Consider the following 14,909-nt stretch of genomic DNA (forward strand, 5'->3'; position numbering starts at 1 on the left):
AGGAGGCATCGCAGGATAAGCGATGCCTCCTCCCTGTTATTTAATAACCGTTACTGTTCCTGTTTTTCGGATGACATCCGGAAATTCGAAACTCTCGTATTCGATGGTCCACAGGTAACTGCCTATCTCTGCAGTGCCACGTCCCGGCAATACGCCGTTCCAGCCTTCGCGGGGATTGGCGGTGCTAAAGACCAGTTGGCCCCATCTGTTGTATACCTGGAAGAGAAACCGTTTAGTGACGCAGTAAACCACCGGTCTGAGAATATCATTCTTTCCGTCTCCGTTTGGAGAGAACGCGGTAGGCAGGTATATGTCACAGCCGCAGTATTTTTCGGTGATACGGATATCGGCGGCGGCTTTACAACCCCATTCATTTTTCACGGTGACTTTATAATTGCCTGATGTGCTCACAGGCAGGGCTGTTGTGGCGGTGAAGGGGCCATCCTGCCAGCTGAAGGCGATAGCATCACTGCTGTAACGGGGGTGAAGCATGAATTGTACGCCACGGCAGATGAGGGTATCGCGGCCAAGCGTCACTGTCGGCAAGGCCCTTACGATGGCTGGTTTGGGTGCTGTAACTTCCACGATGCCACAAGCGCCGTCAATGGCGTATTTCACGGGGTACGCGCCTGGCCTGTTCCAGATGACCGACAGTTTATTTTGTGTGCCCTGTATGTCTGGTTGTCCGGCGATCTGCCATAGGATAGCATTACCAGTGTAGTTTTTTACTTCGATTTCCAACGGTTCGCCCGGGCATACGCCGTCGCTGAAACTGATTTTTCCCGGATCAGTAGCGGCAAGGACGTTGATGGTATGACTGACGGGCTGTGCTGCGATACAGTAGCCAGAGGCCCTCAGCGTAACGGTTTGAACGCCTGCCTGATTCCAGGTGATTTCAGGGAAAGCAGTGCCGCCGCCGGTAATGGCGCCGTTGTCAGTGTCCCAGCTATAGGTGTCTATTTGTCCGTTGTTGTCTGCCCTGATGTGTAGCGGTTTACCCATGCATACTTCCGCCGCCAGGACGAAATCGATGATTTTTTCGTTCTGGATGGACACTTCATGGCTAACGGTTTCTTTCGATATACAGTAGCCGTCAGCTTTCAGGGTAATGGTCTGTTTACCGCCGGTATTAAAAGTGATTGCGGGCGCAGCGGTATTGTTATCTATGATGGTGCCATTGGGGGCGGCCCATTGATAAGCGGTAATGGCGCTGGCGCCGGAGGCTTGCACTTTTACAGGAAGGCCAACGCATACCGTCGCATCTGGTACCGTAAAATCGAAACTACTTCTTTCCTGTACGGTAACCTGTGTTGTTGCAGTGGCTGTGCAGCCATCGGAGAACTTAGCGGTAAGTACGTAGCTGCCCGTATGATGTGCGGTAGCGGTGCCCGTGATCTGGGCGTTCAGCCCGTTGTAGCTGTTGCCATCAGGCGCCTGCCAGTCGACCGTCGCCGGCGTGGCAGCGGTTGACGCCTGCATTTTCAGTGGTTCGCCGTTGCACACTTTGATAGTGGCAACAGCGGTAACGGCAGGAGGGTCTTTCAGCCGCAGCACGGCTGCCGCGGAAACGGCTTCTTTGATACAGGCGCCTGCATTGTTTTCTTTGAGCTGCACCCGAAACTGTCCGGCATCGTCAGCAGTGAAATTGCTTAGTATAAATACTTCTCCCCGGGCGTTGGGAATATCTTTCCATTGTCCATCTGTTTCGTCCAGTTTTTGCCAGGAAAACACAGGGTTATTCAGGGTGATGCCGGTTTGGTCGGCTGCAAATGTGACTGTGCTGCCGAGGCAGGTGGCGGCGGGACTGTTATTGCCATTGATTTTTACAGGAAGCACCGGTTTGCAGGTACTTAGCAGGATATCGTCCACGGCAAGGTCATTACCGCATCCGCCGGGGGCGTCGTTGAGCAGCACTATCTGTATGTTCTGTACGTTCTCCGGCAGGGTGAAGATCATGCCATACTCTTTCCATTTGCCTTTTGGGTCAGGATCTGCCGGGATATATCTTTCTGACAGCTGTCCGAGGATCTGACCGTTTTCATCTTCTATGCGAAAACGGATACGGGAAGGCACAGGCGTGGTATTGGTACCGCATGACACAAGCGGAGAAATAACAGAGCAGGCACTGACAGAGAGCGCATATTGCAGCCCGCCGCAAAGACCGGTGATTTTCTTCCGGTAAAACTCCCCGGGGAGGAAAGAGCCGTTGACAACCATCATACGTCCATCGGGTTTTCCACTATGGTCGGTCATCTGCTTCCATGTCGGACCTCCCTGTGCCAGCTGTGGATTATTGACAACGGAATAATAACCGTCCTGCAGCGGTGCTGTGGTAGAGAACTGGTAAGCGCCGTTGCCCAGGCCGGGCAACGGGGGACCGAAGCCGGTCCCTGTTCCGAAATCTTCCCTGAAAATTTCTTTGCTGTCGGAATCGCAGGTGCCGCGTCTCAGCCGACAGGCCATGTCTTCTCCATCGGTCCGGCCGTTATGATCATCATCAATGCCGTTACCGCATACTTCAATGTCTTTGTCGTTGCCGCCTTCTCCTTCCATAGCAATGCCCCATACATCCCGCATGCTGCCCCTTATCGAATTACTGATCACATAGGTGGTAGCGTCTTCCAGGTCTATCAGTGCCAGCTCTTTGGCTGTGCTTATCAGGTAACAGATGCCGTACTGGTTCGTACCGATACTAAACACACTGCCCCGCACATTCAGTGGCCCTACCAGCCGCTGGGAAGCGATCCTGTTCCTGTCGGCCGTCAGGGTAATTTCTACCAGTGAATTACCACTGGTTACCATGTACAATTTACCATCGCTGAAACATAAATCACCACCAGGATAAGCGATCATGTTTCCTATAAAAGAGGAGGTGAGTGTTTTGAGATTGATTTTATACAGCATGTTGCCGTTGCCGGCTACGAAAAGGTCTCCGTTTCTGTCGCTGACCAGGGAGTTGCCAACACCGAAGGAAGGATTGAGGGTCACAGTGCTGCTGTTACCAGTGGCTGGGTTTACTTCGTAGAGCGATCCTCCGAATACAGCATAAAATTTTCCGTCAGGCGTAATAGCTAGGTCAGCGAACGTTGCCGGCAGGTTGGCCATCTTTTTATAGGAGTAATCTCCCATGTCCACATAACCCAGCTCGTAACCGTTAACTACATATAATTTGTCCTGTGAATAACAACGGCCAAAGACCAGCAGCAGTATAAACAGGGGTAAGCAACGCAATGGTAGTGCTTTCATTTGGTAAGGGTATTGTCGGTACACCCACAAAATTAGAGGAATGGTTGGTGCTTTTCAATGACCTGCAACCATGGATAGTGTCACATGATAAGTATCATCACTTTTCTTTTTGTGATATATCCTTTTATATCTTGCCCGAAAATTATTACCTATGGGATTTTTTCAGCGCTGCTGGGTAATGCAGGGACCGTCAGCCAACAGGAACTGGTAAAGGACTACGGAAAATTACTGACGGATACGGAGGTGATTGAATTGGGTTTTAAGCTGTTCAGAGACACTTTTATTTTTACGAATAAACGGCTGATCCTGGTAGACAAACAGAATAAAAAATGATCATCGTACCCCCGACCCCCGAACCACATAGTATGTTTCCCGCATAAATCAAAGCCGGCGCGGGGCTGGATAAATTGCCCGCTGTTTTGGGGGATAAGGTTGTTTCATGTCCCTTATAAGCAGGGGAAGGTGTTCGCAACATGCCGGGGAATAAAAATATTTTTGGATGACTTACCTATGAAAGAGGGCACAGCTATCTGATACGTTGTACACTGTGCCAAGCATAAAGGGACGCTTTTTCCAGGGCGGCCTGTTTATCCTGTTATGCGGGCGGCCTGGCAAATGCCGATAAAAAAATATAATTTGGCCGCATACCCGGCATTATATTCTTAAAACCAGCCCATGTCAACGGAAGAAGATCATCATGACCTGCAATGGGAGCGACTGCGAAACGGCGACAAACAGGCTTTGTTTGCGCTGTATAACAGTAATTACCCTCACCTGTTGCGCTTTGGGCTGAAATTATGCGGTAACGATGAACTGGTAAAAGACTGTATCACCCAGCTGTTTCTGCAGCTGTGGAGCAAGCAGGCCCAACTGAAGCCGGTGATCAATGTGCCCGCCTACCTGTTTACCGCCCTGAAAAGGCAGCTGCTCGATCAGCTGGCCTATCAGTCGCGTATGCATGATGCCATCAGCCGGATGACCGGTAAAGAGGCCGAAAATGAATTGTCCTATGAAGAAATTATCATCCGGGTGCAGCAGGATGATGAGATAAAACAACGCCTGCATGAGGCTATGAAGTCACTCACGCCCCGGCAAACAGAACTGGTACGCCTCAAATTCTTTGAGGGGCTCAGCTACGAAGAGATCGCCGCACAGACCTCCCAAACCGTGAAAACGGCCTACAACACTATCTACGACGCTATCAGGACCCTCCGGAAAAAACTTTCCTGAAAAAATTTGCTTTTCGTCTAGGAAAAACGGCCGCCCGCGCCGTCTGTATAAAAAAGGGTTTAACAGCATGAACTTCCAGGATTACGAGGCAATCGATTTTGCCTGTGATGCATCTTTCCAGCGTTATTGCCGGGAAGAACACGAAGCGGACATGGCTTTCTGGGCGCAATGGGCCCGGCAGCATCCCGAAAAAACGGCCGCTTTGACCGGGGCGCGCCAGCTGGTAGCGTTGCTGTCTGCCCGCCAGGGTGGGCGTACCGAACAGCTGAAGCAGCTGCAGGATGGGCTGACGCAATATGAGCGGCTGCAACAGGCGCTGGAAGAGGCTTTGCCCGTTCCGGCCGAAGAGGCGCCGGCGTCCGGGACCCGCCGCTTGTATGGGCGCTATGCAGCTGTAGTGGCCGGCGCCATACTCCTCGCTACCGGAGGGTATTTCCTGAGCCGGCAGCAACACACTACGCCTGTAGTGACTGAAATGGCCGCAGCCACCATCATCTCCGCCGGCGATGAACCCCGTAAATCGGTGGTGCTGCCCGACGGTTCGTCCCTCGTGCTGCGGAAAAACAGCCGCGTGGAACTGGCAGAAGGGTTTAACCGGGAAAACCGGGAACTGACGCTGACCGGCGAAGCGTTTTTTGATGTGGCGCAGGACGCCCGCAAACCCTTTATGGTACATACCAGCGCGTTCGATATCAAAGTGCTGGGGACCGTGTTTAACGTCAGCGCCTACACGGGACATCCCACCATGGAAGCAGCCCTGTTCCGCGGAAAAGTAGAGATCACCTGTACGCAGGGACCTGCGCGGAAGATAGTGCTGCAGCCCAATCAGAAGTTGACCGTAGCGGCCCCTGAATCAAATAAGACAGCCGTTGCGCCGGTGCTGAAGGTAGTGCCGCTGGATGCTGACCCCGTGAACCATAAAGCCCGGGAAATAGCCTGGGTGCGCAACCGCCTGGAGATAGAGAATGAACCGCTGGCGGATATTGCGGTGAAACTGGAGAAATGGTACGGTATCCGGATCAGCTTTGCCGACGATGCCGTGAAACAATACCGCTACTCCGGTACGTTTGAGAGCGAAACCGTACTGAAAGCACTGGACGCGCTGCAGTTGTCCTATCCCTTCAATTTCAAAATGGTAAACGACACAATCATTATCAGTAAATAAATATCAACCAGTAACAACCAAAATAAGAAGGGGAGGTGTTCGCACCACCTCCCCGGAATTAGGCCAGATAATGTCCTGAACGATCATTAACTAAACCAACATCAAAGGTATGGTAAAACTTGTATTCCTGAAATGGAAAGGGAAGGCTGTTCCCGCCGGCAAACTGCTGCTCACTATGAAATTGACCATTTTACTTTTTTTAACCTGTCTGCAGGTGCAGGCGGTATGTCTGGCACAGGAAACGATCACCCTGCAGGTGAGGGAAACCAGTATCAAACAGTTCCTGAAAACACTGGAACACCAGACTTCGTACCGGTTTGTTTTTCACGATAAAACACTGCCTGAAAACAGCAAAGTATCTGTTTCCGCCAAAGGCGCTACGCTCGACGCCGTACTGACGCAGGCGCTGGCAGGCACCAACCTGGCCTGGTCCCAGCGGGAAGACGGGCTGGTGGTGTTGTACGCCGCAGATGCCAGCCACAGGCCGGCGGCAGATATCACCATCCGCGGGAAGGTGAGGGGAATAGATAACCTTCCCCTGCCGGGCGTTACCGTGAGGGCCGTAGGCGCCAACGCCGGCGCACTCACCGCCGCCGACGGCAGTTATACGCTTACCGCGCCCGATCAGGTGCGCGTGCTGCAATTCTCCCTCGTGGGATATACTACCCGCCAGGTGGACATCAACGGCCGCCGTGAAATCAACATCACCCTGGAAGAAGATGTGAAAACACTGAATGCGGTAACGGTTACCGGTTATACGAACTACGCCCGCGATAAGTCCACCGCCTCCGCGGGCATCGTGGGAAGCGATAAAATAACACAGGTGCCCATGGCCAGCTTTGAACAGATATTACAGGGCCGCGTACCGGGTATGGTGATATCCGCAGGCTCCGGCCAGCCGGGGGCAGCGGCCACCGTTACTGTCCGCGGCGTTGGTACCATCAACGGCAGCTCCTCCGTGCTCTACGTCATGGACGGTATCCCCATCGAAGCAGGACAGTTCCAGGGCATCAACCCCGAAGACATTGCCTCCGTGACGGTGCTCAAAGATGCCTCCGCAAAAGCACTGTACGGTTCCCGCGGCTCCAACGGCGTGATCGTGATCACCACCAAAAAAGGACAGGCAGGTAAACTGCAGTTTGCCTATAAATCACAGTACGGCTTCTCCAATATGACCACCCCGAAGTTCAAAATGATGAACTCCGCGGAGCATCTGCAATATGAAGAAGAGATCGGGCTGGAAACCGGTTCCAATGTAGGCCCGGGCTGGGAGTTCTCCCCGAAAAACCCGGACTATGCCACTAAAACCCCTGAAGAGAAAAGACTGGCCGATCATATCCTCGACAGTCTCCGTAATACCAATACCGACTGGCGTAAGATATTCCTGCGTACCGGCAAGTTCCAGGAACATCAGCTGAGCGCCAGCGGCGGTAATGACAACGTCCGCTTCTACAGCTCCCTGAACTATTTCGATCAGCAGGGGATCGCGTTAGGGACCGGCCTGAAACGTTACAGCCTGAAGAACAATGTGGACTTCAGCGCCGGCCGGTTGACCGGTAACGTGAACGTTGGCCTCGCCTATTCCGAATCTTCCTATCTGCCGGTAGAAGCTTCCAGCAGCGGTTCTAACCCGCTGGCAGCCGTATACTACGCACTGCCCTATGAATATCCGTACCTGCCCGATGGCACGCTGGTCACCAACTGGAACGACGATGTATACCCCGTTTATGACCTGCGCGAAGGCAGCAACGCCCTGGAAGCATTACTCAACACCAGCACGAAAGACAACCAGCTGAAAAGTATCATCGGTACGTCGCTGAACTTTACCATCGCCAAAGGGTTGGTGGCTAAAACAAGACTGGGGCTCGATTTCAGGGAAACGACCACAGAAAAATGGGTGAACCCCGATTCCTATTCCGGCTATAAAGTGGATAACGGAGAGAAAGGCAGCTTCGGTGAAGGCTCCACCCGTAACTTTACGCTGGTGACTACTTCCGGTCTGACTTACACTAAAAATATCGCCGACCGTCACGACTTCGAAGTGTCCGGTTATTTTGAATTCACCAAAAACAACTACCGCGCTTTCAACTATACCGGCTTTGACCTCGACGGCCGCCTGCCGGCCACACCAGCGGCCATTACGCCCGGATCGCCCTTTGCACCGGTGGTAGGCGGCCGCCGCACCCGCAGTGCGCTGGCTTCCTACATCGCCGTAGGCCGTTATACTTTCGACGAAAAATATACCCTTAACGCCTCCTTCCGCTATGATGGTGCGTCTACCGTGCCGCCCTCCAACCGGTGGCACGGTTTCTATTCCCTCGGTATAGGATGGGAAGTGAAAAAAGAGAACTTCCTCAAAGACGTGAGTTTTGTGGATAACCTGCGCTTCCGCGCCAGCTACGGTACTTCCGCCAACCCGTTTTCCACGCTCGGCCCCTTCGCGTATTTCCGCACCTATGGTACCGACCAGTATGCCGGCCGCCCGGCTATTGTGCCGTCACAACCCGGTAATACAGCTTATGACTGGGAATATGCCAAAGAGCTGAACATCGGTTTCGACCTGGGTATCTGGAACAACCGTATCCGCATGGTGACAGACGTGTACAATAAAATCACCAACAACCTGTTCATCGAACAGCCGCTGTCCATTACTTCCGGTTTCAGCAGCATGTTCCTCAACTCAGGCGCCATGCGCAACCGCGGCATCGAGATGGACGTACAGGTGGATATCGTCCGCAAAAAGGATTTCACCTGGAACGCAGGCTTCAACTTCGCCTACAATAAAAACGTGATCACCGATTTAGGCGGGGCCAGCGAGTTTACCCAGGGCGATTCAAAAATTGTAAGGGTAGGGCTGCCTTATGGTTCCCATTATGCGCCGAAATGGGCCGGCGTAGACCCGCAGACCGGCGACCCGCTGTATTACGACCGGAGCGGCAAAACCACCAGCGATTATAATGAAACCGCGCTGAGCGTAGCCGAATTCGGTACCTATATTCCGCCTTTCACCGGTGGTTTTAATACCGGCATTACGTATAAAGGGATTTATCTGAATGCGCTGTTCACTTTTGCAGATAAAACCATGCGTTATCTCAACGAAGATTATTACAATGAGAACCCGGCATTTGCCAGCAGCAACCAGTCCGTGCGCATGTTGTACAACCGCTGGAAGAAACCCGGCGACAACGCCATCCTGCCCCGGTTTGACAGCAAGCGCGGTTACTCTTCCCGCGACATACAGGACGCTTCCTATCTCCGCCTGAGAAATGTGAGCATCGGCTACAATTTCCCGAAAGCACTGTTATCGCACCTGAAGTTTGTCCAGGGTGTGCAGGCGTTTGCGCAGGGACAGAACCTCCTCACCTTTACCCAATGGAAAAGCTTCGATCCGGAAAACAACAACGGCGAAGGGCGTTTCGACTACCCCGCCGCACGGACTTACACCTTTGGCCTGAATGTTAACTTTTAAATCCTGCTGTTCATGATCCGTTATATCCAACATACTGTTAAATACCTGGCGCTGATGCTGCCGGTATGCCTGCTGTCGTGCAACAAACAGCTGGACCTGTCGCCCACCGACAATATCATCGATCCGGAGAGGACGTTCCGTAATGTGGCCGACCTGAATGGCGGCCTGCTGGGCGCTTATTCAAGGCTCACCTATAATACCATCTACACCGTATCACTGGTGACCGATGAGTGTATGCTGCCCAGTGAAAACGGTACCGGCGGCGGCGTGGCTTCTTACCGCTGGCAGATAGATCCCGGTAACGGCACCATTACCGCTTCTTTTGGCGAATACTATGTGACCATCGATCGTGTCAACCGCGTGCTGGCGGCCCTGCCAAAAGTGCCGGCCAAAGGCGATGAAATAGCGCAGCGCGACCAGTACCAGGGTGAGCTGCTGGCGCTGAGAGCGTATTGCCATTTCCAGCTGTTGCAGAGTTACGCACAGGACTATACGCCGAATGCATTGGGCGTGCCTTATATGGATGTCTCTAAAATCAGTTCACCCGCCCGTAATACTTTCGCAGAAGTGATGACACGTATTGAAGATGATCTCAAGGCGGCAAAGAAGCTGATCCCTGCTTCGTTTGACGATAATACCCATATCACCCTGGCTGCCGTTTCCGCTATCCAGGCACGGGTAGCCCTGTACGAAAAAAAGTGGGCAGATGCAGTAACATATGCCACGGAAACTATTCTGGCGATGCCGCTGGCTGCGCGGAATAAGTTTTCTGCTATCTGGAAAGATACTGACGAATCTGAGGTGATCTGGAAACTGAAGCAGATGGCCGGGACCAACGATGATCTGATTGGCGGTGTTTATTTCAAAAAACGTGTAGCCTTATACGTTCCTTCCTTTGAGCTGGTTAAACTGTTTGATAAAACGAACGATATACGTTACACTGCGTACATAGAATTTGACGACAGCCGCGGCGCCGGTAAATCCGTCTACCTGGTGAACAAGTATGCCGGCAGCGGTGGTAACCCGGGCCTGGCGGACCTGAAGCTGTTCCGTACCGGAGAGATGTACCTGATCCGGGCGGAAGCGGCAGCAGAGCTGGGGCAGTCTGCCAATGCCGCCAGTGACCTGAACAACCTGCGTGCCGCCCGTATTGAAGGTTACACGCCGCAGCCGTTCGCCGATAAAGATGCGCTGATCACCGCCATATACACCGAACGGTTTAAAGAGCTGGCTTTTGAAGGCCATCGTTTGTTTGACCTGCGCCGGCGTTCCCTGCCGGTAACCCGTGAGCCGGAAGACGCTGTCAACGCGCTGGGCGCCGTGCTGCTGAAGCCCGGTCAGCGCGGATATGTGTTCCCCATCCCGGATGCCGAAACCAAGGCCAATAAAAATATGGAGCAGAACAAACCTTATTAATCCAATTAAAACAGATCGCGATGAACGGAATAAAGATATTAGGCCTGTTAACAGTCATAGCACCATGTTTCAGCAGTTGTGGCGATGCCGCAAATGTTTCGGAAAATATTCCGGGCCGCCCGGCTTCTATCGGTATCGTCGGTGATACGGCCGATGTAGCGAAGCCTGTAACGGGAGGGGTGGCGCTGATAGGTGGCGGCGGTAATGTAGACGGGGCTTTCCGGTGGATGATAGCCCGCAGCGGTGGTGGCGATGTAGTGGTGCTCACCGCCTCCAATAACGGTGGTTACAATGTAGACATCGATTCGCTGGGCGAGGTGAACTCCGTGGAAACGCTGAACATCACCAGCCGGGAACTGGCAGACAATGATACAGTAGCGAATATTATCCGCAATGCTGAAATGTTGTTTATCGCCGGTGGGGACCAGTCCAGGTATATGAACAACTGGAGAGGCACTAAAACAGCCGCGGCGATCAATTACCTGCTGACGGAGAAAAAGGCGCCGGTAGGCGGTACCAGTGCGGGTTGTGCGGTCCTTAGCGGGCTGTATTACAGCGGCGAAGGTGGCAGCGCCGTGTCCGACAGCGTATTGGCCAACCCTTACGATACGCTGGTAAAAGTATATAACAATGATTTCCTGCGGGCGCCATACCTGTCAAAGGTGATCAGCGATCAGCATTATGTGAAACGTGGGCGGCAGGGCCGGCATGTGACTTTTATGAGCCGTATCATCACAGACTACGGTATTTTCCCGGTGGGTATCGCACCGGACGAGAAGACCGCCGTGTGTATCGATGAAAACGGCATCGCCAAAGTTTTTGGTGTTAGCAAAGCTTATTTTATCTTAACGGATAGTCTCAAAAAACCTGAACTTTGTGTGGAAGGGCAGCCGCTGCAATGGAACTGCAACGGGGAAGCGCTCAAAGTATATGAGATACCCGCCTCCGCTACGGGCAATGGCAGCTTCCGGGTGTCTGATTTTGATACAACGGCCGCCAGCGGCGGTACCTGGTACTGGTGGTGGGTAGACAAGGGAGTATTGAAGACAAAACAAATCCCGTAACATCATGATCGTCATGGTTATTACTGATTCTCCTGGTTAACGGAGCCGGAAACAATTGAATGATTTTATAAAATAAGATATCAGATGAAAAGAAGTTTTTGCTATTTGTTACTGTCCTGTTGCCTGATGATGGCCTGGAATACGGTGTCAGCACAGAAAAAAGCCGGGCCGTATGTACTGGTGATACATGGTGGCGCGGGCACTATCCTGAAAAAGAACATGTCGCCCGCCATGGAAGAAGCATATAAGGTGTCCCTGAAACGTGCACTGGAAAAGGGTTATGGCGTACTGCAGTCCGGCGGCAGCAGTCTCGATGCTGTGGAAGCCACCGTGTGTGTACTGGAAGACGACTCTCTTTTTAACGCCGGTAAAGGCGCGGTGTTTACTCATGACGGCCGCAACGAGCTGGATGCCGCAATTATGAGCGGTAAGACGAGAGCGGCAGGCGCCGTAGCAGGCGTAACGGTGGTGAAGAACCCCATTAGCGCCGCCCGTGCTGTGATGGAGAAATCCGAACATGTGATGATGATAGGCCCGGGCGCGGAAAAATTTGCCAAAGAAGCAGGACTGGAAATAGTGGACCCTTCTTACTTCCGGACGGAGTCCCGTTGGAGAGGCCTGCAGAAAGCGTTACAGGAAGACTCGCTGGCTGCGGCCCGGTCCAACGCCTATACGAATCCTGCGAAGTTCGGCATTATCAACAAGGACAATAAATTCGGCACCGTTGGGGCCGTGGCGCTGGACAAACAGGGTAACCTGGCAGCTGCTACGTCTACCGGTGGCATGACTAACAAAAAGTACGGCCGTGTGGGTGATTCCCCGGTTATCGGCGCCGGTACCTATGCCAATAATAACACCGTGGCGGTGTCCTGCACCGGCTGGGGCGAGTATTATATCCGTAATGTGGTGGCTTACGACCTGTCTGCGCTGATAGAATACAAAGGGTTGTCTGTACAGGATGCCGGTAAAACGGTGATCAAAAAAGTAGGCGATATGGGCGGCGACGGCGGCCTTATTGCGTTGGACAAAAACGGTAATATGGCCATGCCTTTTAACACCGAAGGGATGTACCGCGGCGCTGTTACCAAAGACGGCAAAATTGAAATTTACATCTATAAATAGACGGACGATTTTGTCCTGAGATAGTTCCTGTTTGGAGGGCTGACCATGAGGGCAGCCCTTTTATCTTTAAAGCTGCCGGGCACATGGCATAGCACAGCAAACGGCTATCACCTGGCCGTCGCCGGTAGGGGGGTATTCATCTGGTCCCGGGCGCGGCACAGCAAACAGCTATCACCTGGCCGTCGCCCGGTGGGAGTATTCATCCGGCCTTTCCTCTCTTATAATGCCATCGATTGCGTTCTCCGGGCGGCTGGCAGCGTATCATCTCCCGGATAATTGTCTTGTTAATCCAGTATCAGCATCCGCTAAATTTCAGGTATTGTGGATAAGTGGACTGGCCTACCTTACCAAAGCCATCTTTATCAATGGGAATGCGATTCACAATCATTTGCAGATGCAGGATCTGTTAGAGAAAATATACAGGGACAATGACCAACTTGCCTTTCGCCAGCTGTTTTTGCAGTATAGCGACCGGCTGATTGTGTTTGCGGCTTCGCTGTTACCCTCCCGGGAAGAGGCGGAAGAAGCGGTGTCCGATGTTTTTGTGAAGATATGGCAGAACCGCGCCGGTCTTGCAACGGTACGCAACCTCAACACTTATCTGTACACAGCTGTCCGCAATACGGCCTGTAATTACCGCATCAGCGCCGGCAGGATGCCGGAGATATTAACAGGAGAGTATATACAAGTGGCTGTCAATACCATGGCTGCCTCCCCGGAAGATATGCTGATCAGTAAGGAAAACCTGCGGAAGATAGAATCCGCCATCAATCTGTTGCCCTCCCGCTGTAAACTTATATTCCGCCTGGTGAAAGAAGATGGTCTCAAATACCGGGAGGTGGCTGAGATCCTCGAAGTATCCATCAACACCGTGAATACCCAAATGGCGATCGCCCTCAAAAAGCTCGGTGAGGTGATCGATATCCGTCAGCATTTCGGCTGGATGGAATAAAAAAAGTTGAAAATTTTTTTCCCTCGCTTCATAGTATTTCTCCAAAATACTGTCTTATCTGTTACATCACCGTAACTATCAATTAATGGAACAACACGAAAGGCTTTGGGAACTGATGGCCAAACGGACGGCAGGTTCGCTGTCGCCCGCCGAGGAGATGGAGCTGGAAGTGCTGCTGGAAGCCTCTCCGGAGGCCGCCCGGCAACAGGCGCTGTTGGACAAGGTATCCCTGCAAAGCACCGGAAAACCCACGCCGGAACGGAAGGAAATGCTGCTGGACCGCATCATGGGGGGGATTGCCGCCGGCGAAAGCCGGGAAGCGCTGCCGGTAGTGTCGGAAAACAGTATACCGGTACGGCGGGGCCGTTGGCGGATAATGGCCGCCGCATCGCTGCTATTGCTGCTGGGCGCAGCTATGGTGCTGTACCTGCGTACCAGTACCTCCACCAACGCAGTGGTATGGAGCACGGTACAAACGAGGCCCGGTTCCAAAACCCGTATCACCCTCCCGGATGGTACCCTGGTGATGCTCAACGCCGGCAGTACGCTGTCTTATCCCAGCAATTTTGCTAAATCCGGCAGGGTAGTGAAACTGACCGGTGAAGGGTATTTTGATGTGACCAGAATGCCTAACGATCCTTTTGTGATCCACACCAATACGATCGATATAAAAGTACTGGGCACCACCTTCAACGTGCGGGCGTATGCGGATGAATCACATACCGAAACAGCCCTGATCAGCGGCGCGGTGGAAGTCACCGTGAAAGACGGCGGCAAACAACATATTACGCTTAGCCCCAAACAAAAATTACTGGTGGCCAACACGATTACAGACACCGCAAAGCCTGCAACAACAGCCCGTCCGGACGAACTGAAGCCACTCATCGTGCTGGAAAGCATTGAAAAGGAACACGGGGGTAACCAGATAGCGGAGACAGCCTGGGTGGACAACAGGTTTGTATACCGCAACGAAACTTTTTTACAACTGATCAAACGAATGGAAAGATGGTATGGAATTACCATCGAATGCCATAATCAATCTTTATTACAGACCTCTTTTACCGGTAACGTACAGGGAGAGTCACTGGACCAGCTGCTAGGCATGTTAAAACAGACCAAACAATTCGAATATAACGTCACCGCAGGAAAAGTCTTTATTCATTAATCAAAGTCTAAATCGATAGTTATGAAAGTACCATCAGGATTTACCTGATAACCACCTGTAACATCTTTAAAAAAAACGGG

10 protein-coding genes are annotated in these 14,909 nt (G+C 52.5%); 9 read left to right on the forward strand and 1 reads right to left on the reverse strand.

What is annotated here, in order from left to right; translation table 11 throughout:
• Positions 1-36: 36 nt before the first annotated feature.
• Positions 37-3,246 (reverse strand): T9SS type B sorting domain-containing protein, encoded by a 3,210-nt coding sequence (locus B5D63_RS02125; RefSeq protein ID WP_078667121.1) that lies wholly within the window; start codon positions 3,244-3,246, stop codon positions 37-39.
• An 84-nt stretch (positions 3,247-3,330) separates the two neighbouring features.
• Between B5D63_RS02125 and B5D63_RS02130 the strand changes: the two genes are divergently transcribed.
• From B5D63_RS02130 to B5D63_RS02170, 9 genes are all read left to right on the forward strand, one after another.
• Entirely contained in the window at positions 3,331-3,579 is a 249-nt protein-coding gene (locus tag B5D63_RS02130; RefSeq protein ID WP_235021442.1) for a PH domain-containing protein, read from the forward strand.
• Positions 3,580-3,921: 342 nt separating this feature from the next.
• A complete protein-coding gene (locus tag B5D63_RS02135; protein WP_078667122.1) occupies positions 3,922-4,476 on the forward strand; it encodes an RNA polymerase sigma factor in 555 nt (184 codons plus the stop codon).
• A 67-nt stretch (positions 4,477-4,543) separates the two neighbouring features.
• A complete protein-coding gene (locus B5D63_RS02140) occupies positions 4,544-5,641 on the forward strand; it encodes a FecR family protein (protein WP_078667123.1) in 1,098 nt (365 codons plus the stop codon).
• A gap of 109 nt (positions 5,642-5,750) precedes the next feature.
• A complete protein-coding gene (locus B5D63_RS02145; RefSeq protein ID WP_200816893.1) occupies positions 5,751-9,110 on the forward strand; it encodes a TonB-dependent receptor in 3,360 nt (1,119 codons plus the stop codon).
• Between the two features lie 12 nt (positions 9,111-9,122).
• Positions 9,123-10,526, forward strand: a complete 1,404-nt coding sequence (locus tag B5D63_RS02150) for a RagB/SusD family nutrient uptake outer membrane protein (protein ID WP_078667124.1) — start codon at positions 9,123-9,125, stop codon at positions 10,524-10,526.
• 20 nt (positions 10,527-10,546) lie between these two features.
• On the forward strand, positions 10,547-11,590 hold the full coding sequence (locus tag B5D63_RS02155; RefSeq protein WP_078667125.1) for a cyanophycinase: 1,044 nt from the start codon (positions 10,547-10,549) through the stop codon (positions 11,588-11,590).
• Between the two features lie 84 nt (positions 11,591-11,674).
• Positions 11,675-12,712, forward strand: coding sequence for an isoaspartyl peptidase/L-asparaginase family protein (locus B5D63_RS02160; protein ID WP_078667126.1), 1,038 nt, complete (start codon positions 11,675-11,677; stop codon positions 12,710-12,712).
• Positions 12,713-13,106: 394 nt separating this feature from the next.
• Complete coding sequence (locus B5D63_RS02165; protein ID WP_159455866.1) at positions 13,107-13,664, forward strand: RNA polymerase sigma factor; 558 nt, start codon at positions 13,107-13,109, stop codon at positions 13,662-13,664.
• Positions 13,665-13,749: 85 nt separating this feature from the next.
• A complete protein-coding gene (locus tag B5D63_RS02170; protein ID WP_078667128.1) occupies positions 13,750-14,829 on the forward strand; it encodes a FecR family protein in 1,080 nt (359 codons plus the stop codon).
• The last annotated feature ends 80 nt before the right edge of the window (positions 14,830-14,909 follow it).

Source organism: Chitinophaga eiseniae (genome assembly GCF_900167135.1).
Taxonomy (GTDB): Bacteria; Bacteroidota; Bacteroidia; order Chitinophagales; family Chitinophagaceae; genus Chitinophaga; species Chitinophaga eiseniae.

Coding starts and splice junctions, on each gene's coding strand:
- B5D63_RS02125 (WP_078667121.1), bottom strand. CDS start 3,246: ATGAAAGCACTACCATTGCGTTGCTTACCCCTGTTTATACTGCTGCTG.
- B5D63_RS02130 (WP_235021442.1), top strand. CDS start 3,331: ATGATAAGTATCATCACTTTTCTTTTTGTGATATATCCTTTTATATCT.
- B5D63_RS02135 (WP_078667122.1), top strand. CDS start 3,922: ATGTCAACGGAAGAAGATCATCATGACCTGCAATGGGAGCGACTGCGA.
- B5D63_RS02140 (WP_078667123.1), top strand. CDS start 4,544: ATGAACTTCCAGGATTACGAGGCAATCGATTTTGCCTGTGATGCATCT.
- B5D63_RS02145 (WP_200816893.1), top strand. CDS start 5,751: ATGGTAAAACTTGTATTCCTGAAATGGAAAGGGAAGGCTGTTCCCGCC.
- B5D63_RS02150 (WP_078667124.1), top strand. CDS start 9,123: ATGATCCGTTATATCCAACATACTGTTAAATACCTGGCGCTGATGCTG.
- B5D63_RS02155 (WP_078667125.1), top strand. CDS start 10,547: ATGAACGGAATAAAGATATTAGGCCTGTTAACAGTCATAGCACCATGT.
- B5D63_RS02160 (WP_078667126.1), top strand. CDS start 11,675: ATGAAAAGAAGTTTTTGCTATTTGTTACTGTCCTGTTGCCTGATGATG.
- B5D63_RS02165 (WP_159455866.1), top strand. CDS start 13,107: ATGCAGGATCTGTTAGAGAAAATATACAGGGACAATGACCAACTTGCC.
- B5D63_RS02170 (WP_078667128.1), top strand. CDS start 13,750: ATGGAACAACACGAAAGGCTTTGGGAACTGATGGCCAAACGGACGGCA.